This is a genomic window from Corynebacterium sp. P4-C1 (assembly GCF_030503595.1).
In the GTDB taxonomy this organism is placed as follows: domain Bacteria; phylum Actinomycetota; class Actinomycetes; order Mycobacteriales; family Mycobacteriaceae; genus Corynebacterium.
The window spans coordinates 1,695,724-1,719,855 of record NZ_CP129966.1 but is presented as its reverse complement, the minus strand read 5'-3'; the positions used below and the strand labels follow the sequence as shown (position 1 = coordinate 1,719,855).

Here is a 24,132-nt window from a genome sequence, read left to right as displayed (position 1 = left end):
TGCATTCTGATCCGGGCTCCGCGACGCCCGGGGTGCGGCCGTGCCACCTAGACAGTCCGCGGCGGAGCAGGGTAAGAAAGCTGTAACACCACAACTTCACAGGAATTGTTCCACTGCCACTGTGGATAAACCTCAATATGACCTTGAGGCTTTACCATTCCAAGCGGCATAAACCGAGGTCAAAGGCGATAATTTGGCATCAATCGTTTATCCACAGCATGATGATTGTCTTGTGGATAACCTACACAGGAACTCCATCAACACCTGTGGATAAAGTTGTGGATTCACATGTTCAGGGCAATGTTCACGTTGTTCACAAGGTTCACAAGCTCGTAACCGGCGAGCGGTAAGTGAGCGGCCCGCGGCAGCAACGCCATCTCGGCGCCGCGGGCGAGCAACGGGATTCGGATAGGGAAAGCGGGCTTTCATGGCACACGATCAACAGAGTTTGAATGCTCTGTGGCAGGACATCGTCGCCGAACTGCTCAACCTGTCCGAACGCCCGAATTCGCACGTGCCCACGTTCTCCCCGGGCGACCGGGCCTACCTGCAGCTGGTCAAGCCCGTCATGCTTGTCGACGGCTACTGCATCCTTTCCGCACCCCACACCGCGGCCAAGAATGTGGTGGAGAACAATCTCGGCCCCTACATCGTGGAGCTCCTCAGCCACCACATGGGCCAGCCCTGCAACCTCGCCGTTTCAGTGAACACCCCGGCGGCTTCCGAACAGCAGGTGCCGGCACACTCCCCAGTCCAGGCGCAAAACCAGGTCCAAGCCCCAGCCCAGCCCCAGCGCACCGACAGTTCCGCAGACGACTGGTACAGCACCTACTCTGAACCGGCGTTCCCGACTGCGGCGCAGCAGCAACCCCCGACCCGCCCGGCGAATCCGTCGCCGCTGGCGGGGGAACAGCTGCCCATGGGACTCGATGAGCTGGCGCGCATTCACTCGCAGCAGCAGGAGAACTCTGTCGAGGAATCCTCCCGCCAGCAGTCGAGCCACCCGATCGTTCCGGCGCCGCAGCGCATTCCGCGCGAGAAGCCGGCGCATGACCCGGACCGCGACATCAGCCTGAACCCGAAATACACCTTCGAGAACTTTGTCATCGGCTCCTCCAACCGTTTCGCCAACGGCGCCGCGGTGGCTGTCGCGGAGAATCCGGCGCGCGCCTACAACCCGCTATTCATCTGGGGCGGCTCCGGCCTGGGCAAGACGCACCTGCTGCACGCCGCGGGCAACTACGCCCAGGTGCTGCAACCGGACCTGCGCATCAAGTACGTCTCCTCTGAGGAGTTCACGAACGACTACATCAACTCCGTGCGCGATGACCGGCAGGAATCTTTCAAGCGGCGCTACCGCGACCTGGACATTCTCATGGTCGACGACATCCAGTTCCTCGAGGGCAAAGAAGGGACGCAGGAAGAGTTCTTCCACACCTTCAACGCCCTGCACCAGTCGAATAAGCAGATTATTTTGTCCTCCGACCGTCCGCCGAAACAGCTGACCACGCTGGAGGACCGCCTGCGCACACGCTTCGAGGGCGGCCTGATCACGGATATTCAGCCGCCGGACCTGGAAACGCGCATCGCGATTCTGATGAAGAAGGCCGCCGCTGACGGCACCCGCGTCGACGAGGACGTTCTCGAACTCATCGCCTCGCAATTCGAATCGTCGATCCGCGAGCTCGAGGGCGCCCTCATCAGGGTTTCCGCATATTCTTCGCTGATCAACGAGCCGATCACCCTCGATGTCGCCCAGGTCGCGCTCCGCGACATTCTCCCGGACGAGGGGGATGTGACGATCACGGCCGAGACCATCAAGGAGGCGGCCGCCGAGTACTTCCGAGTGCCCATGGACAAGCTCACCGGCGCCGGCAAGACCCGCGTGGTCGCGCACGCCCGCCAGATCGCCATGTACCTGTGCCGCGAGTTGACCGATTTGTCGTTGCCGAAGATCGGCCAGGAATTCGGCGGCAAAGACCACACCACGGTCATGTACGCCGACCGTAAGATCCGCGGGGAGATGACAGAGAACCGCGCGACCTACGACGAAATCCAGGAGCTCACCCAAGACATCAAGAACCGGGTCCGCGCCCGCTGACGCGCACCGCTTAACGACGCCCACCTACGCCACCGAGGAAGGCTTCCTCGGTGGCTTTTGTTTATCCACAGGCTTATTCACACCTGTGTAATTCCACCGTTGTAATTAAGTGGCATTGGTCACGTAACGGTTATCCACAGCGCGAAAGTGCTGTCCACAGGGGCGGGAGAAAGATGTGATTTGGCGGTGGAATTAGACGCGGAGGCTGTGGGGAACAAAGTGGCCGAAGAAGTTATCCACAACCAATGCGAGTTATCCACAAGAATTGCACACCGATGGCCCACAGGCGACACGCCGAGACGACATGGTGCGATGGACTGTGTTCCACAGACTGCACAGCACCTACTGTTTCTCCCAGTCTTTTTCCTAGTATGAATTCCAAGAGAAAGAGAGCGTGGGGACAACTCGGCCGGGCGTGCGCACTTCAATGGGCAGGCTGGCGTTGAGGCGAATCTGCGCACCGCTTAAGGTGAGTTGAAAGTGAGCTCACCTATCCGGCAGCCGAAATAAGGAGCGACGAGGACCATGGACGACAACAACGTGTCATTCCGCGTGCACAAAGACGATCTCTCGGATGCCGTCGCGTGGGTCGCGCGCAATCTGCCCACGAAGAACACGCAGCCGGTGCTCCGCGCTGTGGTAATCACGGCGGATGACAACGGCCTGGAACTGGCGGGCTTCGACTACGAGGTTTCCACTCAGGTGCGCATCAGCGCCGAGGTCAATCAGCCGGGCCGCGTCGCCGTGGCAGGCAAGCTCATGGCGGACATCGTGTCCAACATGCCGGCCAAGCCCGTCGAGGTGTCCGTGGACAATTCCCGCATGCTGTTGCAGGGCGGGGCCGCCCGCTTCGAGCTACCGCTTATGCCGCTGGACGATTATCCGCAGCTGCCCAAGCTGCCGGAGGTCACCGGCACGTTGGACACCTCCACTTTCGTCAACGCGATCACTCAGGTGGCATCCGCCGCCGGGCGCGATGACACGCTGCCCATGCTGACAGGTGTGCACATGGAGATTTCGGGCAACAGCGTCCAGCTGGCCGCCACCGACCGTTTCCGTCTGGCGCTACGGTCGCTGGAGTGGGAGCCTGTCAACGCTGATGTGCAGGCGAAGCTGCTCATTCCGGCAAAAACGCTGTTGGACAACGCCCGCACTCTGGCCTCCCACCTCGAGGAGCCGGTCGAGATTGCTGTGGGCACCGGCGAGAACGTTGGTGGCGACGGCCTGTTCGGTCTCCACTCGCAGAACCGCGAGACCACGACGCGCATGCTGGACGCAGAATTCCCGAATATTCAGCCGCTGCTGCCGAAATCGCACACTTCCATGGCATCGGTTGAAATCGCTCCGCTGGTCGAGGCCATCCGCCGCGTGAGCCTGGTCGCCGACCGTAACGCGCAGCTGCGCATGCACTTCAAGCCGGGCGAGGTCACTCTCTATGCCTCCGGCGCTGATTCCGGGGAGGCGAGCGAATCCCTCCAGTGCGCGTTCACGGGTGCCGATGAGCTGCTCATCGCCTTCAACTCCGGCTACCTGCGCGACGGTTTGAGTGTCATTCCGACCAAGCGTGTTGTTTTCGGCTTCACCGAGGCATCGCGGCCGGCCATCATGATCCCGGAACCGGAGGAGATGCCGGAGGCGGGCGCGGACGGTTCCTTCGACACCCCGGCGACCGACTTCACCTACCTGCTGATGCCGGTGCGCCTGCCGGGTTAAGCGGCGTGATCCGTGTTTGTCCGTGAACTCGATCTGCGTGATTTCCGCTCCTGGCCCGAGCTGAACCTCGAGCTGGACCAAGGAGTCACAGTATTCTCCGGCCGCAACGGCCACGGGAAGACCAACATCGTCGAGGCGGTCATCTACTCGGCGACGTTGAGCAGTCACCGTGTCTCCAAGGATCAACCGCTGGTGCGCGCCGGTGCGCAGAACGCGCGGGTGTCGGTCACCACGGTCAACGAGGGCCGGGAACTGACAACACACCTGCTGATCAAGCCGAAGGAAGCCAACCAGGCGCAGATCAACCGGACACGGTTGAAATCCCCGCGCGAGATGCTCGGTGTGCTGCGGACGGTGGTTTTCGCGCCTGAGGATCTGGCGCTCGTGGTGGGTGAGCCGGGGGAGCGGCGGCGCTTTCTCGACGGGTTGGCCAGCATCCGCACCCCACGATTCGGCGGGGCGAAAGCGGATTACGACAAGGTGCTGCGTCAGCGCAACGCGCTTTTGCGCTCGCAGAATATGCTGCTGCGGCGCGGTTACAACGACGACCAGGGTGCCAGCGCGCTGAGCACCCTCGATGCCTGGGACATGCAGTTGGCTTCACTCGGCGCGCAAGTGATCGCAGGGCGCAAGAAACTTGTCGCCGAGCTGTCCCAACCGGTTCACGACGCATACGCCTCAGTCGCCCCGGAATCGCGACCGGCGGGGATCGGGTACAGCTCGACGGTGGACCGGGGCGTCGAAAAGCTCGCTGATGCGGATACCCACGACCCGGCGATTATTGAGGCCGCGTTTCTCACGGAGCTCTCGCGGCGCCGCAAGGAGGAAATCGACCGTGGGACGACGTTGGTCGGTCCGCACCGGGACGATCTCGTGCTGATGCTCGGCGACCACCCGGCGAAAGGATACGCGAGCCACGGGGAAACCTGGTCGTTCGCGCTCGCCTTGCACCTGGCGGAGTATGCGCTGCTCTCGTCCGACGGTGTGGAACCGGTGCTGATTCTGGACGATGTATTCGCGGAACTGGACGCCAAACGGCGCCGTCGCCTCGTCGCCGTGGCGGAGAAGGCTGAGCAGGTGCTCATCACCGCCGCGGTCGGCGACGATCTGCCGGCGAACCTCGATGACCATGTTTCCGCGCGCTACGGCGTGGTCATGAAAGATAGCGGCGACGGACGCGTGTCCACTATCGAGGCGATCTCGTGACTGAGCCGCAAGACCTGGTCAGCGCCACATTCGAAAATCTCCGGGCCACAGCGAAGCGGCGCGGAAGAAAGGTGCCGCGGCTCGCGGGCCAGGGCCAAAATGTCGTTCCGCGCCGGTCCGTGGGCAAACTCGCCGCGGCGATGGGCACGGAAGAATCGGCGACACCGGAGATCTCCGTGCCGGGCCTGGACCTCGCCCCGGAGAAGACTGCCCCCGGCACAACAGCGAAGAACCGTCCGCACATGGGTCGGCCGACGGGTGCTGACGGGCGGCCGCTGCGGAGAAGCTACCAGGTCGCCGGTTTCGGCTCGTTGCTGAAGAAGGAGATTCAACAGCGCGACTGGACAGAACCCATCGCCCACGGCTGGGTAATGGGCAACTGGGAATCCCTGGTGGGGGAGAAGATCGCGCAGCACACCGAAGTGAGCATGATCAAAAACGGGGAGCTGTTCATCTCCTGCGACCAGACCGCCTGGGCCACGAACCTGAAGTACATGCAGTCCACCGTGCTGTCCCAGATCGCGGAGAAAATCGGGCCGGGCGTGATCACGAAACTGCACGTCTACCCGCCCAAGACCAAGAACTGGCGGTATGGGCCGCTTCATGTCAAGGGCCGCGGGCCGCGGGATACGTACGGGTAAAACGCGCGTGAAACACCCTGTCGCTGGCGTCGGCGGTGCGTCTGTGGGGGACCTCAACCGTGTAAGATGACATGGGTTAAAGACGTATTTACGCCGTGACAGGAGAGTTTCGGGAAAGTGGCCGAGCAACAACCGCATTATGACGCGTCATCGATCACCATCCTTGAGGGGTTGGAGGCCGTGCGTAAGCGCCCCGGCATGTACATCGGCTCCACCGGTGTGCGCGGCCTGCACCACTTGGTGTGGGAGGTCGTGGACAACTCCGTCGACGAGGCTATGGCCGGCTTCGCCGACAAGGTCGAGGTGACGCTGTTGAAAGACGGCGGTGTCCAGGTCGTGGATAACGGCCGCGGCATCCCGGTGGAAATGCACCCGTCGGGTGCGCCGACCGTCCAGGTGGTCATGACTCAGCTGCACGCCGGCGGCAAATTCGACTCCGAGTCTTACGCAGTCTCGGGCGGCCTCCACGGTGTGGGTATTTCCGTGGTGAACGCGCTGTCCACCCGCGTTGAGGCGGACATCAAGCGCGACGGCAAGCACTGGTACCAGAAGTTCACCAACGCGATCCCTGAGGATTTGGTGGAGGGCGACAACGCCCGCGGCACCGGTACGACGATCCGATTCTGGCCGGACCCGGAGATCTTTGAGTCGGTCGATTTCGACTACGACACGATTTCCCGTCGCCTGCAGGAAATGGCCTTCCTGAATAAGGGCCTGACCATCACCCTGAAGGACGAGCGCGTCTCCGAGGAAGAGCTGGAGCTCGAGGCAATCGCCGAGGAAGGCGACACAGCCCAGGTCATCGAAGGCGATTCCTTCGACGATGCCGAGGGTACCGGTGACACTGAGGGCACCGAGCGCACCGGCGAAACGGAGAAGACTGAGGACAGCGACGATGAGACAGGCGTCGCGCCGGACACGAAGAGGAAGCGCGAAAAGAAAGTCACGTTCTTCTACCCGAACGGTCTGATCGACTATGTGAACTACTTGAACCGCAACAAGACGGCGATTCACCCGACGGTGGTCGGCTTCGACGTGAAGGGCCAAGACCACGAACTCGAGATCGCCATGCAGTGGAACGGCGGGTTCAAGGAGTCGGTGCACACCTTCGCCAACACCATCAACACGCACGAGGGCGGCACGCACGAGGAAGGTTTCCGTGCGGCGCTCACGAGTTTGATGAACCGCTACGCGCGCGAACATAAGCTGATCAAGGACAAGGATCCGAACCTCACCGGCGACGACTGCCGCGAAGGCCTGTCCGCGGTCGTGTCCGTGCGCGTGGGTGACCCGCAGTTTGAGGGCCAGACGAAGACGAAGTTGGGCAACTCGGAGATCAAGGGCTTTGTTCAGCGCTCAGTCAATGAGCACCTCAACGACTGGTTCGATGCGAACCCGGCTGAGGCGAAGGTCATCATCAAAAAGGCCGTGTCCTCTTCGCAAGCGCGCGAAGCTGCGCGGAAGGCGCGCGAATCCGTGCGCCGCAAGTCCGCGACGGATCTTGGCGGTCTGCCGGGCAAGCTGGCGGACTGCCGCTCGAAGGACCCGGTCGTCTCCGAGCTGTTCATCGTGGAGGGTGACTCTGCTGGCGGCTCCGCGAAACAGGGCCGCGATTCGATGTACCAAGCGATTCTTCCGCTCCGCGGCAAGATCCTGAATGTGGAGAAGGCCCGCCTCGACCGTGTGCTAAACAACAACGAGGTCCAGGCGATCATTACGGCGCTGGGCACGGGCATCAACGACGAGTTCGACATCTCCAAGCTCCGCTACCACAAGATCGTCCTCATGGCTGATGCGGACGTGGACGGCCAGCACATTGCAACGCTGCTGCTCACGTTGCTCTACCGCCTCATGCCGGACCTGATCGCCAACGGTCACGTGTATCTCGCTAACCCGCCGTTGTACAAGCTGAAGTGGGCCAAGGGCGATCCGGGTTACGCGTACTCGGATGCTGAGCGCGACGCCGAGCTCGAGGCCGGCTTGAACGAGGGCCGCAAGATCAACACGGACGACGGCATTCAGCGCTACAAGGGTCTCGGCGAGATGAACGCGGGCGAGCTGTGGGAGACCACCCTGGACAAGGAGCACCGCGTCCTGCGCCGCGTCGACCTCGAGGACGCCCAGCGCGCCGACGAGCTCTTCTCCGTACTCATGGGCGACGATGTCGCCGCCCGCCGTTCGTTCATCACCCGCAAGGCAAAGGACGTCCGCTTCCTCGACGTCTAAGGACGCATTTTCGCTTATCGACGAGTGTGATCTGGCACACTATCTTCATGAGCGAAAAGAAAAGTCCGAACCAGTACACCTTCGTCAACGCTGATGTGGAACTGCCGAGTGGGGACGTCTCACCGGTCTATGTCTTTCCCGCTCAAGGGGAGCGCAGTGGACAAGCGGACCCGGGCACCGCACCGGCGCCGCTGGTGGCGATCTGGCCGGGTTTCGGTATGGGGGCCCGCTATTTCCGGCCAACGGCGCAGGAACTGGCAGACCGCGGCTACCCGGTCGTGATCGGTGAGTTGCGCGGCCAGGGTCGCAGTACAGCTCGCGCGACACGGAAAGCGCGGTGGGGCTACCACGACACCGCCTCGGAGGATTACCCTAGGACGATCCGTGCCGCGAAAGAGGAGCTGGGTCTTCCGGCAGACCACCCGACGGTGCTGCTGACGCACTCAATGGGCGGGCAAGTGGCGTCGCTGTTCCTTGCGCGCCCGGAGGCGAAGGAGCTCAATGTGGTGGGCATGATGGGCGTGGGCACCGGAAGCCCGTACAAGGAGAGCTTCGTGGGGGCGGACCGGCGTCGTGTAGCGCTGGGGAGCCTGTTCATGACGGCCGTGTCCAAGGTCGTCGGCTACTGGCCGGCAGGACGGTTGGACCTGGCGGGCTACGGCCGGCAATCTGATGTGCACGTGAGGGAATGGACGCGTTTCGCGCACACGAATTCGCTGGCGGACCTGAAGGGTCAAGACATCGATTACGAGGCGGGGATGAAGAACGTCACCGTACCGATTCTGCTGACGCGTTTCACTGACGACGATGACTGCACATTGGCATCTGCGGCGTATCTGGCAGATAAATTCGACCCCGACAACGTTCATGTTGAACAGTTGATCGGGGGACTGGGGCACACGAAGTGGGCGCGTAAGCCGGAGCGGGTCGCCGATCGACTGGAGAAATTCGTGGCCTCGCTCTAAGTCGGGGTGGCCCGGGTAGGTCGGGCTCAGAACCTAGCGTTCCAGCCACTCCGAGCGGAGAATCCCGTGGCGTGAGCAGATAGCCTCCCAAGCCACAGGGTTCATTTTCACGACCATCCGGCGCTCGCACAACGGGCAGATTCGAGGTGCGTCATAGGGTCGCGCCGGGTCAAAAGGTAATTGGAGCTCGCCGCTCAACACTGCGTCGGCCAATTCCGTTGAATCGGGGATTCTCACTAGAGCGACTTCAACGTGCTGTACAGGATGCCGTGATCGGTGCGCTGTTTCTGTCCGACGGGTGTGATGGGAAGGTTTCGCGGGGAATCCATGGCGCGGTCGATCGCATCACGGTCCTTTTCGATCGGCCGGCCGAATGTCGTCAGGTAGTTGCCGCCGATGATGGCGTTAGCCCCGCCAAGGAGGCCAGTTTCTGTGCCGTCATCCCCGAGCGCAAGCTCAGTACCGCCGGCGAACCGCAGCTGTGTCGAGGGCATAGCCAGTCGGAGAGCGGCGACCGCGCGCAAGGCCTCGCCTTGGGGAACCAAGGGACGGTTAGCGAACGGGGTCCCGGGGCGGGGATCGAGGAAGTTGATCGGTGTTTCGTGCGGGTTGATTTGAGCGAGCTGAGCGGCGAACTCGGCGCGCTGCTCAAGACTTTCGCCGAGACCGATGATCCCGCCGGAGCAGGTCTCCATTCCTTCCGCCAAGACATTCTCCAAGGTGTCCCTACGTTCCTGCCACGTGTGTGTGGTGACGACGTTGGGGAAGAACGACTTCGCGGTCTCCAGGTTGTGGTTGTAGCGTATGACACCCATTTGCGAGAGCCGGTGGGCATCCTTGCGGGTCAGTGTGCCGAGGGAGGCGGAGATAGAAATGTCCACCTCGTTGTTGATTGCGACGATCGCCTGAGCGACTTGGTCGAGCAGGGAGTCAGTCGGGCTCTTCACAGCGGCAACGATGCAGAACTCGCTCGCGCCCATCTTCTCGGATTGCTTCGCGGCCTCGACTAGTTCTGCTGTGTCAAGAGTGACAGAGCGGACGGGGGATTCAAACAGCCCGGACTGGGAGCAGAAGCTACAGTCCTCCGGGCACCCGCCGGTCTTCAGGGAAATGATGCCCTCGAGAGAGATCTCGACACCGCAGTGCTTGATCCGGACCTGGTGGGCGAGATCGAGTAGTTCCTGTAACCGTTCATCCTCGATGGTGAGAGCTCGGTAGATCTCAGCTTCGGAGAGTCCTTCGCCGTTTTCCAGGCATTTCTCTCGCGCGATGTCGAGGATGTCGGGTTCGTTCACTGAAGCGGGTGTAGCCATAGTGATAAATGTAGATCACTCACCGTCAAATAGCAGCATGAAGCAGGTTTTGAACGGTGTTCAACAGTGCTTGGCCGGGTAGGGGGTGAGTTAGCTGTCGAGCGCCTGCTGCCAGAAGTCGGCTTCCAGGCGGGTTGCCGTGCGGAAAATGTCCAGCAGGCGCTCGAAACGCTTCGTGCCCTTGATCTCCTCGGCGGGCACCCCCAGTAGGTCGTCGAGAAGCTTCGTCATGGCTACCGCCTGATTCTGGAAATCGTCGCCGGCGTATTCCTGGATCCACTCCGCGTACGGGTGCTCAGCGTTCTCCTTAAGCTTCGGCTCCAAATAGGTGCCGATCTCCGCATAACCGATCTGACACGGCGCAAGCGCGATCTGCAGCTCCAGCAGGTCGCCCGCCATGCCGGTGTCGAGCACGTAGCGCGTGTAGGCGACTGTGGTTTGCTTCTCCGGCGCACGGTCGAGGTCGTCGCCCGTGATACCCCAGCGCTCCGTCAGCCGTCGGTGCAGCTCGGTCTCCGTGATGGTGGCAGACAGCCCTTGCGCCGCCGCTTCTACCTCGCCGAGGGTGCGTGACTTGTAGGCTCCGAGCGCGTTCGCGCGGGCGTACTGGACCAGGAACAGATAGTCCTGCACCAGGTAGTCCTGGAAGATCGGCAGCGGGAGAGTGCCTTCGCCCAGGTCCTCAACGAATGCGTGGTGGATGTACGGGTCCCACTCCGGGGCGGATTCTTTGAGAAGCGAAAAAAGGCCCATTTTTTACACCTCCAGTGGTTGCTCGTAGGAATTGTCGAAGAAGTCCAGCTCCAGCGTGACTGCTCTGCCGAAGAAATCGTTGATGATGGCGCGGTCTTCCTCGCTGCGCTCACCGATGCGGTCGACCTCGCCGCGCAGGAACTCGACGAGCGTGTGGAATTCCGGGTAGTCGTGCAGCTCGATCCACTCGTTGTGCACGAAGCTCTCCGGACGCTCTTCTGGGGCATTCGTGGCCCAATCGAGGTACAGCCACTCCGCCACGACGAGCACGCCCAGGGCGGCGGCGTAGGAGCGGGTCTCGGCTGCCTCGCGCATCAGGCCGGTGAAGCCGGTGCATGCTGTGGTGTCCGGGGTGTTGTCGCGCTGCTCGTCGCTCACACCGAGCTCCTTGAAGGAGCGGAGGAAGTACGTGTTCTCGTCGCCCGCGACCTCGCCGATGAACTGGGAGAGACGCAGACGCGGTGCGAGTTCGTCCGCGGTGGCCACTGCCGCGCCGAGGAGCTGCAAGAAGCTGTCCAAGAAGCGGTAGTCCTGCACGAGGTAGCCGGCCATGACACCGTCGTCGATCGTGCCGTCGAAAAGTTCTTGCACGAAACGGTGACCCACTGCGGCGTCCCACTTCTCGCGGTGGGTGTCGCGCAGCTCGTCGCTGAATCTAGTCAATGTTGTGTCCTTCCAGTTGACGTGGAACTAGCGGACACGGGGCCGTTGCAAGACAATCCCTCCGCGAAGATGGCTTCGATCAGGTTCGGCGGGTGTGATCTCAGCCCTGCTTGAGCAGGGCACCCCGTGTCTTGCCTGCCCACGCTACCAATTTCTGTGAACGGCGGCCTGGGCGCGGGTGTAGCGCGCGTTTGCTACTTCGCGTGGCGCTCGATGATGTCGCCGAACTCCGGCAGCGCTGGGGCGACGATCTTGCCAACCTTGCCGCGCATGGAGGAGTACACCTTCTGCACCGGGGCGGGTGCGCGGTCGGCGAAAGAATCGCCGATCTTCAGCACGGACTCGGTGACGCTGTCCTCGTTGTCGGCGAGATGGGCGCCGAAGCTGGACTTGCCGGAACCCTCGTAAGACTCCCAGTGGGGTGTGAGCTCCTCGACGATGCTCGGCATGAGCTGGTTGATGCCCTTGCTCAGCGCGTCCGCGTCCGCTTTCTTCGCGGCGCCGACAGCGGACTTCAATGCCATGCCGGTCAGGCCCGACTGGTTGGCGATGGTTGTGTCCGCCAGTGTGGTCAGGGCGGCGACGACCTCGGTGCGGGTGGGGGCATTCAGGAGAGTTTTCAAGTCAGTCACGCGGGCCATCTTAACTGCCTTGTGATCTGCGAACTGGTCCGGAAACAGGGACACGGCCCCGCGCGTTCACCCTTGTTGGTGCTCGCGGGACCGCTGATTCCCATTCAAGTTGCAGTTCTTCCGCCACAGGTTCACATGAATCACTGCAACCACAACAGCCACAAATGTAACAAACGTTCCGATGCGACGCTACATAATGTGGGGGAGTATCGCTTTTGTGGCTGTTGGCAGGCGGGTTACTGACCCTGACGCTGCTGGTTGGACTGCTGATTCTGGTTTTGCTGCGGCAGGGGAATGTACTTACACAGCTCGTCCATTGCCTGGCGCTGAATGGCCATCCACTGCGCGTTAGCCTTCTGCAGTTCCTTCTGACGGAAACTGGGTGCATCAATCGCGCTCGCACCAGCGCAGATAGATCTCCGCGGCGGTGTCGGCGAAGGGCGGATTGAAATCGGTCAGCGGTTCGAGGCGCTCAATGCCGCGGGCAAGGGCGTCGGCCGCGGCGGCGGGGGAGTCGAATACAGGGAGGCCGTCCAGCTTCGCGCCGGGAATCGCCGCGGCGGCGCAGATCGCGGAATAACTGCGCACAGCGGCGGAAGGGCCCCACTTCGCGCAGCACTCGTCCGCAATGATGAGCAGCTGTTCAGGGCTTAAAGGTTTCATGCAGCGGATTCGGCGGTGTTAATCCGCCTCGTTGGGCCGAGCGCGGCGGATGCGGGCGGCCAACGCGGCACGGCCGGGGACGGTGTCGTGGGCAAGGGAGGCCACGGCGGCGTCGTCAAGCAGTCTGCTTGCGGAGATGACCACCGCGCGCGTGGCTGCTTCGTGTTTGCTGCACCCCCATGCGCTGGCGAGCAAGACGAGCGCGCGATCCTCCTCGGCGGAGAGCCTAAGCGTCATAGCCATGATCGTGATGGTATCACTCTGATACCGCATGGGAGCGGGGGAATGATTCTCGCGGCGCGTAAACTGCTGTGTGAACTGTCTCTAACTGAAAGGCATTGAAGCTTGAGTGACGATATTTTCGGTGGTGGTAGCGAAGGCGACCGCATCCTCCCCATTGACATCAACGAGGAGATGCAGACCAGCTACATCGACTACGCCATGAGCGTCATCGTCGGCCGTGCACTGCCTGACGTGCGCGACGGCATGAAGCCCGTGCACCGCCGCATTGTCTACGCGATGTACGACTCCGGCTACCGCCCGGAGCGCTCGTACGTGAAGTCCGCGCGCCCGGTCTCTGACGCGATGGGTCAATTCCACCCGCACGGCGACTCCGCTATTTACGACACCCTGGTGCGTCTCGCGCAGCCGTGGGTCATGCGGTACCCGCTGGTGGACGGCCAGGGCAACTTCGGCTCCCGCGGTAACGACGGCCCAGCGGCCATGCGTTACACGGAGTGCAAGATGACGCCGCTGTCCATGGAGATGGTGCGCGACATCCGTGAAAACGCTGTGGATTTCGTGCCCAACTACGACGGCAAGGCCCAAGAGCCGGTCGTGCTCCCGTCGCGTGTGCCGAACCTGCTGCTCAACGGCTCTTCCGGTATCGCCGTGGGCATGGCCACCAACATCCCGCCGCACAACCTCGGCGAGCTGGCCGAAGCGATCTACTGGATCCTGGACAACCACGACGCGGACGACAAGACCACGCTTGACGCGTGCATGGAACGTGTGAAGGGACCGGACTTCCCGACCGCCGGCATGATCGTCGGCGACCAGGGCATCAAGGATGCCTACACCACCGGCCGCGGTTCCATCCGCATGCGCGGTGTCACCGAGATTGAGGAAGTGGGCACCCGCCAGGTCATCGTGATCACGGAGCTGCCGTACAACGTCAACCCGGACAACTTCATCTCCGGCATCGCGGAGCAGGTCGCCGCGGGCAAGATGACCGGCATCTCCAAGATCGAGGACGAGTCCTCCGACCGCGTGGGAATGCGCATCGTCATCACGCTCAAGCGTGACGCCGTGCCGCGCGTCGTGCTGAACAACCTGTACAAGCACTCGCCGCTGGAGTCGAACTTCAGCGCCAACATGCTCTCGCTTGTCGACGGAGTGCCGCGCACCCTTCGCCTCGACCAGATGCTCCGCTACTACGTGGCCCACCAGATCGAGGTCATCGTCAGGCGCACCCAGTACCGCCTCGACGAAGCCGAAAAGCGCGCCCACATCCTGCGCGGCCTGGTCAAGGCCCTGGACATGCTCGACGAGGTCATCGCGCTCATCCGCCGTTCTCCGACGGTCGACGAAGCGCGCACGGGCTTGATGGAGCTTCTCGACGTCGACGAGATCCAGGCCGACGCCATCCTCGCCATGCAGCTGCGCCGTCTGGCCGCTCTCGAGCGCCAGAAGATCGTCGACGATCTGGCCGCCATCGAGGCCGAGATCGCCGACTACAAGGACATCCTGGCCAAGCCGGAGCGTCAGCGCGCGATTGTGGCGGAAGAGCTGAAGGAAGTCGTGGAAAAGCACGGCGACGAGCGCCGCACCCGCCTCGTCGCAGCCACCGGCGACGTCACCGAGGAAGACCTCATTGCCCGCGAAAACGTCGTGGTCACCATCACCGCGACCGGATACGCCAAGCGCACCAAGGTTGACGCCTACAAGTCCCAGAAACGCGGCGGCAAGGGTGTCCGCGGTGCGGAACTGAAGCAGGACGATGTGGTGAAGAACTTCTTCGTCTGCTCCACGCACGACTGGATCCTCTTCTTCACCAACTTCGGCCGCGTCTACCGCCTCAAGGCCTACGAGTTGCCGGAGGCCGGCCGAACCGCACGCGGACAGCACGTGGCGAACCTGCTGGAATTCCAGCCGGAAGAGAAGATCGCCCAGGTCATCCAGATCCAGACCTACCAGGACGCCCCCTACCTGGTGCTGGCTACCCGCGACGGCCGCGTGAAGAAGTCCCGCCTGACCGACTACGAGTCCGCCCGCTCCGCCGGCCTGATCGCCATCAACCTCAACGAGGGCGACGCCCTCATCGGCGCATCCCTAGTCAGCGCGGACGACGATATCCTGCTCGTCTCCGAGCAGGGCCAGTCCATCCGCTTCACCGCCGACGACGAGCAGCTCCGCCCGATGGGTCGCGCCACTGCCGGCGTGAAGGGCATGCGCTTCCGCGGCGACGACCAGCTGCTGGCCATGACCACGGTGAAGGAAGATGACTTCCTCCTCGTGGCCACCTCCGGCGGCTACGGCAAGCGCACCCCTATCTCTGAGTACAACCCGCAGGGGCGCGGTGGCATGGGCGTGATGACGTTCAAGTACACCCCGAAGCGCGGCAAGCTCATCGGCGCACTCGCGGTGGAGGAAGACGACCAGATCTTCGCCATCACGTCCGCCGGTGGCGTCATCCGCACCGAGGTCAACCAGATCCGGCCGTCCTCGCGCGCCACCATGGGCGTCCGACTCGTGGACCTTGCTGAGGGCAACGAACTGCTGGCCATCGATGTCAACGTCGAGGACGAAGGCGAGCAGGAAGCCACCGCCGTGGCCAAGGGCGAGAAGACTCTCGACCAGGGCGCTGACCCGGCGAACGTCAACTCCGTCGAGACCGACGGGAAGGAGTAGAGCATGGCAGCACGCAATGTCACCGTCACTCGCATCCGCCCGGGGAGCGCTTTCAAAGTTGGCATCCTCATGGCGCTCATCGGGTTCGCCGCGTGGCTGCTTGCGGTGTCCGTGCTCTACTTCGCCGTCGATGCCGCCGGTGTCGTGGAGTCCATCAACTCCCTCATCGGCGGCGTGGGCGGGGAGACCATCATCGACTTCCCGCTCGTCATCGCTCTTGCCGCCCTAGCCGGCGCCATCGGTGTCGTGGCCGTGGCCATCATGGCCCCGCTCACCGCATTCATCTACAACGAGCTGGCTGACCTGGTCGGCGGCCTCGGTCTCGAGCTGACCGACTACCGTTAGGCCTGCACGCCGAGGGGGCGTTGCCACGGCGCGTGCAGTGCGATGGTTTTGGCCGCTTGCGCGACGATCGCCGTGTTTGCAGGGTAGGCCTTGAGGGTGCAGTCGTCGTACGACGTTTCTCTAATGCGCTCGGCGATGCGGTGCGTGCGCTGCGGGTCCGCGCTGAACGTCTCGCCCGCGAAGACTACGGACGATGGGTCGATGACCTGAACTGCGATATTGATGACCGAGGCGAGAATATCCGCACGGTGGTCGAGCAAGGCGGCTAACGAGTCATCGTCGCGCGCGGCTTCGACCAGTCCAGCCAGACTGGATGCCGCGTGGCCGCGCTCGGCGGCGGCGTCGAGAAGCGCAGTGACACTGAGCGGGTCAATGCCGCGGCGTTGCGCGGGTTCGAGGAGCGGGGAGTCCGAGAGCAGGCGTGCCACCAAGGGATTTTGGTGCCCGAGGCGGGGCCGGTGGATCGCGCCGTGGACGATCCAGGCGTAGCCCAAAACCTCACGCGCGTACACGTAGAGCGAAGAGGCCGCAGCCGTGTTGTTGTTCACGGCGAGGTCGGTGTAGGCCAGCTCATGGGCGGCCATCGCGGCGACACCAGTGCTCACCTCCACAGTGAACTGCGGCGTGAAGTTCGCGGCCGGGGCTGCGTTATGCAGGGCAGCGGAAACTTCTGCGTGGGCCGGGACGCGGTCCCACCCGTAGGTGGCGCTGGTGATGGTGCAGTCGGGGCTGAGATCGGCGGAAAATGCGACGCCGACGTGGCGCACCGGGTGCGGCGAGCTGCGCGAAAGGTGGGCGAGGCGCCACGCTATCGCCTCAAGCGTTTCTCTCGCGGTGGTGGTGCTCACATCGTGGGGCACCAGCTCTTGGGCCACAACGGCGCCGCTGAAATCCGTGAGCACGATGTGAGTCTCCCTTTTCCCGACATGCGCCCCCGCCGCGACAAGGTCAGCACCATGCACATAGATGCCCGCGCTCGGGCGGCCGACGGAGGCGCATTCACCCTGCGGAGCCCCAAGGCTGACAAGGCCCGCCGTTTCTAACCGGGTGATGAGGCGGGTGGTGGTTGGCTGGGTCAGGCCCAGATCGGCCTGGAGCTGCCGGCGGGTGATGCCGGGGTGGATCCGCGCCTGCTGCAGGCAACGTGCGGCGGTGTCTCCCGGGAGGCGGAAGTGGACCGGGCGGGTGTCACTGGGAGTGGTGGCGGGCGTGGGCGTGAGCATAGCGCTAGCCTACCCACTCAAGACCGAGCGGTCTGGAGTTTCGTCATAGCAATGCGGATCCACGCGTAGATTCTTGTGCCCTTCTACCTGCGTTTTATTCAGCGTGAATCATTCGGTGGAACGAGAATGGACCGCCTGGTCTACTTTCTGACATGGCACATTCACAGCACAAGAAAGCAACTCTTCACTGGTTTCTACCCACCTACGGCGACTCCCGAACGATCATGTCGGGCGGACACGGAGCGGGGCTGCACACCGGCCAACGCGAGGCGGATCTGACGTACCTCACCCAGATCGCGCTCGCGGCGGAACACAACGGCTTCGAGTCCGTGCTCACCCCGACGGGGCAATGGTGCGAAGACGCATGGATCGCCACCGCAGCTCTCATCGGGGCGACCAGCAAGCTGAAGTTCCTCGTCGCGCTGCGCCCCGGACTCGTCTCCCCGCTGCTGCTGGCCCAGCAAGCCGCCACGTACCAGGCGCTCTCCGACAACCGCCTGCTGCTCAACGTCGTCGTCGGCGGAGAGGACCACGAGCAACGAGCCTACGGCGACACTTTGAGCAAGCCCGAGCGCTACGCCCGCGCCGGGGAGGTGCTCGACATCACCCGCCACCTCTGGAGCTCGCCGGAGCCGATCGACTACGCGGGAAAGTACGCCACTGCCGACAATGCGAGCCTGGCCAAGCGGCCGCAGACAAGCCCGCCTATCTACCTCGGTGGTTCGAGCGCGGGCGCGGTCGACGTCGCCTCCCGCCATGCCGATGTCTTCCTGACCTGGGGCGAGACACCCAGCGCGGCGGGAGAAAAGCGCACAAGTGTTGCGAGCGCGGCGGCCGACCTCGGCCGGGAACTCGACTACGGCATCCGCTTCCACGTCATCGCCCGGCCGACGAGCGAGGAGGCGTGGGCCGAGGCTGCTCGTCTGCAGTCCGGCATCAGCCCTGAGGACGTCGAGAAAATCCAGCGCGGCCTGGCCAGGTCGCAATCGGAGAGCCAGCGCCGCATGACGGAGCTGCACGGGCAGGGACGCGCATTTCGCTCCGGGCAGGACCCGCACGACCTGGAGATTTACCCCGGGCTGTGGGCGGGCATCGGGCTCGTGCGCGGCGGGGCGGGAACGGCGCTTGTCGGCTCGTACGCCGAGGTGGCGGCATTGATCAAGGAGTACATCGACGAAGGTTTCGGCCACTTCATCCTCTCCGGCTACCCGCACCTGGAAGAAACCTTCCACGTCGGGGAAGGGGTCGTGCCCGAATTGCAGCGGCTCGGTGTCGAGGTGGCGAACCACGGTCCGGCCGCCACCTGCGCTCAGCCGCAGCAGGTGCCGTTCGCTCCCCAGTCCGCCTAGAACATCACAGCCATCACAGAAACCACCACGGAAACCACGGAAGGACTTCTCCATGACTGCCAGGATTTCAACCCCGACGGACATCGACATCTCCGACACCCGCTCACTGCGCGGCGCGCTCGCGCTCGCCCCGACACCCCTGGCCACAGCCGCGGCGCTTGTCGACGGCCAGCCGTCCGGCATGATCATCGGCAGCTTCGTCGGGCACAGCCTCGACCCAGCGCTGGTCAGCATCAGCATCCAGAAGACCTCGACCACCTGGCCTCTCTTGCGCCGCGCCGAGCGCATCGGGCTGAGCATTCTCTCCGAGTTCAACCGCGGTGACGTGGAGAATTTCTACCGCACTTCAGCGCAGCGATTCCACGGCCTGGACTTTGACACCGACGGCGACGCGATTCTGCTGCCGGGTGCCGCGTTGCGCGCGACAACGCAGCTTATCGAAGAGGTCGACGTCGGCGACCACATCCTCGCCATCGCCCGGATTGAAAGCGCTGTCACCGACGACGATCACCGTCCGCTCGTCTTCCACCGCTCGCTCGTGACCACCACCGTTTAATACATTCCAAGGACCCTTTTCATGACCACTTCTCGTATCGCCGACGACCTCTCCTTCGCCTACTGGGTGCCGAATGTCTCAGGGGGGTTAGTCACCTCGACCGTCGAACAACGCACCGATTGGGGCATCGAGTACAACCGGCAGCTCGCCCGCCACGCGGAGGAAGCCGGCTTCGACTACGCCCTGACGCAGGTGCGCTACCTCTCGAGCTACTCGGCTGAATTCCAGCACGAATCCGTGAGCTTCTCGCTCGCCCTGCTCGAGGCCACCGAGCGGCTCAAAGTCATTGCCGCCGTCCATCCGGGCCTGTGGCAGCCGGGAGTGCTGGCTAATCTTGCGGCTACCGCGAGCGAGCTGTACGACGGCCGTTTCGCCCTCAACGTGGTCTCCGGGTGGCTGCGCGACGAATTCCGCGCCCTGGGCGAGCCCTGGCTCGACCACGACGAGCGCTACCGCCGCTCCGCGGAGTTCCTGCAAGTTTTGCGCGCCCTGTTCACGCAGGATGACCTGGATTTCGCCGGCGATTTCTACCGTATCCGCGACTACACCCTCAAGCCGCGACCCTTCAAGGCCCCCGAGCTATTCCAGGGTGGCACGTCCACGGCCGCGCGTTCCAACGGCGGGAGGTACGCCGACTGGTATTTCACCAACGGCGGCAGTGTCGAGGAGCTTCGCGACCAGATCGCCGAGGTGCGCTCCCACGCCGAGGCTGCAGGGCGAGAGACCAAGATCGGCGTCAATGCCTTCGTCATTGTGGGCGACACCGAGGCAGAGGCGCAGGACCGCCTGCGCGACATCGTCGCTCATGCCGACACGGCATCTGTCAAGGCGTTCCAGAAGTCGGTGCGCGACGCCGGTGCAGCGACGAAAGACGGCAAGGGCATGTGGGCTAATTCCTCGTTAGAAGACCTCGTCCAGTACAACGACGGGTTCAAGACAGGGCTGATCGGCACCGCCGAGCAGATCCACGAGCGGCTTGAGGAACTGCGCGCCATCGGTGTCGACCTGGTCTTGTGCGGCTTCCTCCACGTCGACGAGGAGGTGCAGCGATTCGGCCGCGAGATCATTGCGCCGCTGCGTGCCCGTGCGGAGTTGGCACATGCCTGACGCGCACGATGTCATGGCCGCCGCGGATCGCGCCGCCGACGTGCTCACCGAGGCAGAGGCGCGGGGCGCTGACCGCCGGGAGGCAGTACGCCTGGCATGCGAGGAGCTCAAGTCTGGAGCCGCGCTCAACGTGGGCGACCTGCCATTATCCACGGGAGTCGAATTGGTGCGCCGCCTGGCTCGCGTCGACGGGTCGCTCGCCCAGATCCCGCAGAGCCACTTCGTCTTCGCCAGGCGTTTTCCCGGGGTCCCCAGCGGAGCGTTGGTGGCCAACGCGCAAGTCGACGGCAACCCGGCGACGCGCATTTCGGATGGCGTGCTGTCCGGGGAAAAGCGGTTCTGCACCGGGTCGGACTACGCCGATCTGCTGGCGGTGACCGTCAGCACAGAGCCCGCGGTGGCTGTACTGATTCCATCCGACGCTCCCGGTGTGGAGATTACCGGTGACTGGGAGGCGATGGGTCAGGCTTTCACCGCCAGCTCCACGGTGCGCTTCCACGACGTCGACGTATCGCGGGCACCGCGTTCGCTGCGTAGCGGCGCCCTCGCTTTGCCCCACTACGGCGCCTATGCGCAGGCCCTCCACGCCGGCATCGACCTCGGCCTGTTCGAAGGGGCGGTACGCGCCACCTACCAGCGAGCGGGATTCCCGCGTGACGGCGGGGGAGAGGACTATCTGCTCAGCGCACTAGTCGGCGAGGTGGAGGTCGCGCTGTTCGCGGCGCGGGCGTCGTTAAGCAGCATGCTCCACGCGCTTGACGACGCGGCAGCCGATGCAGACGACGTCGCTGCGACCGTCATTGCGGCAAAGCTTGCGATCCACGAAGCGGCCCTGGGCACGGTTCAGCGGTTGTTCGAGGTGACCGGTACCGCGGGTGCGGCTGGTCCGGACCCCCTCGACAGGTGGTGGCGCGACCTGCGCACGCACACGCTCCACGACAAGCGCCGCACGAAGCTGGCCATTCTCGGCAAGCGCGTCACAGCGGGGGAGCGGATCCCGCAGGACGAAAAGCTCGGCGTATGAGCAACGAAGAAACAGAGAAGAGTGGATACATGCAAATACGAAATAAATGGAGCCTGCGGGCGCTTCAGGTGGCAGTCTTCGCTGGTCTGATCGTGCTGTGGTGGGCTGTGACCCGGTTTACGTCCATCAACCCGGTGATCCTGCCTTCCCCACAGGACGTCGGCCGCCAACTGGTGGACACGAATATCTGTCGCTCGATGGGGGAGGGAAGTGCGCGCCGCGCCTGTGGCGTGCAAGGATACTTTCTCTGGCAGCACCTCTTGGCGACCATGCAGCGTCTCGCGGTCGGCCTGGGGGCGGGCATAATCGTCGGCGTGGCCCTCGGCTGGCTGCTGGCAAGCTACCGCGCAGTTCGTTCGGTGGTTGAGCCGTACATCAGCTTTATGCGCGCACTCCCGCCCCTCGGTTACATCGGTCTGCTCATTGTCTGGTTCGGCATTGGGGACACGTCGAAGGTCATCTTGCTGTTCTTGGCGACCTTTCCTGCCGTCACGGTGGCCACTGTCAGCGGCGTGCTCGGTGTGAGGCAGGACTGGGTGCGGGCCGCTCAATCCCTGGGGGCGAGCCGCTTCGACATCATTCGGCGGGTGAGTATTCCCGGGGCACTGCCCGAAATCTTGAGCGGCGTTCGGTTGGCCAACGGCATGGCGTGGTCCGCCATTATCGCGGCGGAGCTCAACGACGGTGTGCCAGGTATCGGCGGGCTGGCGTTCATCTCCGGAACGCAGCTCAATACCTCCCTAACTATCGCCTGCATCATCGTGATCGGTGTGACCGCGGTGGCGATGGATCAGATTTTCTTGCTAGTCGAGCGCCGTTGGGCTCCATGGCGCGGGAAAGGATAAAAAGACATGGCATTTCCTCAAACAACACGGTGCGGCGCGACGCTCGTCGCTCTAGCCACTGTCCTCTCGTGCGCAGCCTGCGTCGGTAAGCCTGCCAGCGAATACGAGCAACAGGTGGACGCACAGTGCCCTATCGAACCGACACAAGCGTCCGGGGAGATCAAGATCGGGTACCAAGTCATTCTCGGAACCGAGCTCTACACCCGCGACCGCGGGCTGGCCGAGGCGTGCATGCCGAACGCCAACGTGGACTGGATACGGTTTCCCACCGGCCAAGACGTGGTCAAGGCAATGGCCTCGGAGTCCATCGATTTGGGATTCCTCGGCTCGACTCCCACCGCGAAAGCGCTCAGCGCCCCGCTCAACCTTGACGTTGTAGTCACCAGAGTCAATACCGTTATCGGATCGTCCGAGGCCCTGGTGGCAAAGGATCCGAATGTCGCTAGCGCATCCGACCTGCGGGGCGCGCGCATTGCGGTTCCTTTCTCGTCGACCGCACACTATTCCCTCCTCAACGCGCTGCGAACCGCCGGGCTCGACCCCGCCCACGACGTCGAATTAGTCAACCTCTCCCCGGACAGCCTGCCCGCCGCATGGCAGTCGGACAGTATCGACGCCACCTACGTGTGGGACCCGGTGCTCAGTGAGGTTGCGGAATCCGGACACGTGGTGTTGACAAGCACCGACGTCGCTGAGTCCGGAGCTCCGACGTACAACTTTTCACTGGCTTCCCGCCCGTGGGTGGACACGAACCCCGAACTCGTTGCGACATGGTCGAGGCTCCAGGAATGGGTGGCACAGCTCGCGGCTTCAGACCCTGACGAATTCGCTCAAGGCAATGCCAACCAAGCTGAGCTCAGTCTGGAAGAGACTGAGCGGCAGTTGGGAGGCGTATCGATCGTGAGCGGAGAGGAACAAGATGAGCGCATGAGGGGTGCCGCCCAGGTGCTGGTGGACACCTCAGAATTTCTCTCAAGCGAAGGGGAAGTGGACGCTCCCCTTTCACCGGAGGACGCGGCGCGAGCCGTGGTGGATGTGGAAGAGGCAAGGACGGAAAAGGTGCAGTAATGATCAAGATCAAAAACGTGTCACACGTCTACGAGACGCAGCGGGGCGAGAGCGTCCGCGCCCTAGAGGACATTTCGCTAGAGATCCCGGATTCGGAACGTGTGTGCATTGTCGGACCCTCGGGCTGCGGCAAGTCCACACTTCTGCGGTTGATCGCCGGGTTTCTCAACGCCTCCACCGGAGAGATATCTGTTGACAACCAGCGCGTCAACGGGCCGGGCGATCACTGCGGGGTGGTGTTTCAACAACCCAACCTCTTTCCCTGGCTCAGCGTCCGGGACAACATTCACTTTGGGGCGGACATATCCAAAAACCCAGACTACGACGAAGCGGCAGAAGCGCTGACCCGCACGGTCGGCCTTTCAGGAGCGGAAGAACGCTATCCCCATGAGCTATCAGGTGGAATGCAGCAGCGCGCGCAGATTGCGCGGGTGCTGGCAGTGAAGCCCCGGGTGGTGCTTATGGACGAGCCGTTCGGAGCCCTCGACCCTTTCACCCGCGAACAGCTTCAGGCCGATTTGCTCACCATTTGGACTGCCCGCAGGCCGAGCATCATATTCATCACCCACTCTGTCGATGAAGCGCTCCTGCTGGGCCAGCGCGTCGTCGTCATGGGTACGAACCCGGGGAGGATTATTGATGTGCTCGAAACCCCGGATTTTTATGGCGAACGGGATGAACCGTGGGGAGTGGACGACCTTTCCACGGTGCTGGATGACCCGGAATTCCTTGCGCTGCGCCGCAAGGTGAAGAAGGCCATCGGGCCGTACTCCGCCGCAGGCGAGACGCGTGAAGCCTAACCGCTTGCATGACTTTGCATGAACATGAA

The 24,132-nt window shown here is 63.3% G+C and carries 22 protein-coding genes and 1 riboswitch; of the genes, 15 read left to right on the top strand and 7 right to left on the bottom strand.

The window, feature by feature from the left end:
• Nucleotides 1–427: 427 nt before the first annotated feature.
• The 6 genes from dnaA to QYR03_RS08135 all read left to right on the top strand — a co-directional run bounded on the left by dnaA (nucleotide 428) and on the right by QYR03_RS08135 (nucleotide 8,852).
• Entirely contained in the window at nucleotides 428–2,101 is a 1,674-nt protein-coding gene (gene dnaA, locus QYR03_RS08160) for a chromosomal replication initiator protein DnaA (protein ID WP_301712674.1), read from the top strand.
• Nucleotides 2,102–2,626: 525 nt separating this feature from the next.
• Nucleotides 2,627–3,814 (top strand): DNA polymerase III subunit beta, encoded by a 1,188-nt coding sequence (gene dnaN, locus QYR03_RS08155; protein WP_301712675.1) that lies wholly within the window; start codon nucleotides 2,627–2,629, stop codon nucleotides 3,812–3,814.
• Nucleotides 3,815–3,826: 12 nt separating this feature from the next.
• Entirely contained in the window at nucleotides 3,827–5,020 is a 1,194-nt protein-coding gene (gene recF, locus QYR03_RS08150) for a DNA replication/repair protein RecF (RefSeq protein WP_301712676.1), read from the top strand.
• On the top strand, nucleotides 5,017–5,661 hold the full coding sequence (locus QYR03_RS08145; protein WP_301712677.1) for a DciA family protein: 645 nt from the start codon (nucleotides 5,017–5,019) through the stop codon (nucleotides 5,659–5,661). The genes recF and QYR03_RS08145 overlap by 4 nt, the downstream gene beginning before the upstream one ends.
• Nucleotides 5,662–5,778: 117 nt before the next feature.
• Nucleotides 5,779–7,887, top strand: a complete 2,109-nt coding sequence (gyrB, locus tag QYR03_RS08140) for a DNA topoisomerase (ATP-hydrolyzing) subunit B (protein ID WP_301712678.1) — start codon at nucleotides 5,779–5,781, stop codon at nucleotides 7,885–7,887.
• Between the two features lie 47 nt (nucleotides 7,888–7,934).
• A complete protein-coding gene (locus QYR03_RS08135) occupies nucleotides 7,935–8,852 on the top strand; it encodes an alpha/beta fold hydrolase (protein ID WP_301712679.1) in 918 nt (305 codons plus the stop codon).
• Between the two features lie 236 nt (nucleotides 8,853–9,088).
• On the opposite strand, the gene bioB is transcribed toward QYR03_RS08135, so the two are convergent.
• From bioB to QYR03_RS08105, 6 genes are all read right to left on the bottom strand, one after another.
• A complete protein-coding gene (gene bioB, locus QYR03_RS08130) occupies nucleotides 9,089–10,165 on the bottom strand; it encodes a biotin synthase BioB (RefSeq protein ID WP_301712680.1) in 1,077 nt (358 codons plus the stop codon).
• Nucleotides 10,166–10,255: 90 nt separating this feature from the next.
• Nucleotides 10,256–10,918: a thiaminase II gene (gene tenA, locus QYR03_RS08125; protein WP_301712681.1), complete on the bottom strand. Its 663-nt coding sequence runs from the start codon at nucleotides 10,916–10,918 to the stop codon at nucleotides 10,256–10,258.
• A gap of 3 nt (nucleotides 10,919–10,921) precedes the next feature.
• Nucleotides 10,922–11,581, bottom strand: coding sequence for a TenA family protein (locus QYR03_RS08120; protein WP_301712682.1), 660 nt, complete (start codon nucleotides 11,579–11,581; stop codon nucleotides 10,922–10,924).
• A gap of 38 nt (nucleotides 11,582–11,619) precedes the next feature.
• Nucleotides 11,620–11,718, bottom strand: a riboswitch (TPP riboswitch).
• 57 nt (nucleotides 11,719–11,775) lie between these two features.
• Nucleotides 11,776–12,222, bottom strand: coding sequence for a hypothetical protein (locus tag QYR03_RS08115; protein ID WP_301712683.1), 447 nt, complete (start codon nucleotides 12,220–12,222; stop codon nucleotides 11,776–11,778).
• A 378-nt stretch (nucleotides 12,223–12,600) separates the two neighbouring features.
• The gene (locus QYR03_RS08110; RefSeq protein ID WP_259849277.1) at nucleotides 12,601–12,876 is read right to left on the bottom strand and encodes a TetR family transcriptional regulator; all 276 of its coding nucleotides are present in this window, start codon (nucleotides 12,874–12,876) and stop codon (nucleotides 12,601–12,603) included.
• Between the two features lie 18 nt (nucleotides 12,877–12,894).
• On the bottom strand, nucleotides 12,895–13,119 hold the full coding sequence (locus QYR03_RS08105) for a CopG family transcriptional regulator (RefSeq protein WP_259849275.1): 225 nt from the start codon (nucleotides 13,117–13,119) through the stop codon (nucleotides 12,895–12,897).
• Nucleotides 13,120–13,290: 171 nt separating this feature from the next.
• Between QYR03_RS08105 and gyrA the strand changes: the two genes are divergently transcribed.
• Both gyrA and QYR03_RS08095 read left to right on the top strand, forming a co-directional pair.
• On the top strand, nucleotides 13,291–15,786 hold the full coding sequence (gyrA, locus tag QYR03_RS08100; RefSeq protein WP_301979027.1) for a DNA gyrase subunit A: 2,496 nt from the start codon (nucleotides 13,291–13,293) through the stop codon (nucleotides 15,784–15,786).
• 3 nt (nucleotides 15,787–15,789) lie between these two features.
• On the top strand, nucleotides 15,790–16,131 hold the full coding sequence (locus QYR03_RS08095; protein WP_301712685.1) for a DUF3566 domain-containing protein: 342 nt from the start codon (nucleotides 15,790–15,792) through the stop codon (nucleotides 16,129–16,131).
• Here the strand turns inward: QYR03_RS08095 and QYR03_RS08090 are convergent.
• Nucleotides 16,128–17,354, bottom strand: a complete 1,227-nt coding sequence (locus QYR03_RS08090; protein ID WP_301712686.1) for a MarR family transcriptional regulator — start codon at nucleotides 17,352–17,354, stop codon at nucleotides 16,128–16,130. The two genes, QYR03_RS08095 and QYR03_RS08090, sit on opposite strands and share 4 nt — an antisense overlap.
• A 152-nt stretch (nucleotides 17,355–17,506) precedes the next feature.
• Here QYR03_RS08090 and QYR03_RS08085 point away from each other — a divergent pair, with 152 nt between their 5' ends.
• Genes QYR03_RS08085 through QYR03_RS08055 form a run of 7 tightly spaced genes read left to right on the top strand, consistent with a single transcriptional unit; the run spans nucleotide 17,507 to nucleotide 24,103 of the window.
• The gene (locus tag QYR03_RS08085; protein WP_301712687.1) at nucleotides 17,507–18,703 is read left to right on the top strand and encodes an LLM class flavin-dependent oxidoreductase; all 1,197 of its coding nucleotides are present in this window, start codon (nucleotides 17,507–17,509) and stop codon (nucleotides 18,701–18,703) included.
• Nucleotides 18,704–18,755: 52 nt separating this feature from the next.
• Nucleotides 18,756–19,259, top strand: coding sequence for a flavin reductase family protein (locus QYR03_RS08080; protein ID WP_301712688.1), 504 nt, complete (start codon nucleotides 18,756–18,758; stop codon nucleotides 19,257–19,259).
• A gap of 21 nt (nucleotides 19,260–19,280) precedes the next feature.
• Nucleotides 19,281–20,366 (top strand): dimethylsulfone monooxygenase SfnG, encoded by a 1,086-nt coding sequence (gene sfnG, locus QYR03_RS08075; protein WP_301712689.1) that lies wholly within the window; start codon nucleotides 19,281–19,283, stop codon nucleotides 20,364–20,366.
• Nucleotides 20,359–21,390 (top strand): acyl-CoA dehydrogenase family protein, encoded by a 1,032-nt coding sequence (locus QYR03_RS08070; protein WP_301712690.1) that lies wholly within the window; start codon nucleotides 20,359–20,361, stop codon nucleotides 21,388–21,390. Before sfnG ends, QYR03_RS08070 begins: the two co-directional genes overlap by 8 nt.
• Nucleotides 21,387–22,235 carry an ABC transporter permease gene (locus QYR03_RS08065; protein ID WP_301712691.1) on the top strand — a complete coding sequence of 283 codons (849 nt, stop codon included), beginning with the start codon at nucleotides 21,387–21,389 and terminating at the stop codon, nucleotides 22,233–22,235. The genes QYR03_RS08070 and QYR03_RS08065 overlap by 4 nt, the downstream gene beginning before the upstream one ends.
• A 6-nt stretch (nucleotides 22,236–22,241) precedes the next feature.
• A complete protein-coding gene (locus QYR03_RS08060) occupies nucleotides 22,242–23,303 on the top strand; it encodes an ABC transporter substrate-binding protein (RefSeq protein ID WP_301712692.1) in 1,062 nt (353 codons plus the stop codon).
• Nucleotides 23,303–24,103, top strand: a complete 801-nt coding sequence (locus QYR03_RS08055) for an ABC transporter ATP-binding protein (RefSeq protein WP_301712693.1) — start codon at nucleotides 23,303–23,305, stop codon at nucleotides 24,101–24,103. Before QYR03_RS08060 ends, QYR03_RS08055 begins: the two co-directional genes overlap by 1 nt.
• The last annotated feature ends 29 nt before the right edge of the window (nucleotides 24,104–24,132 follow it).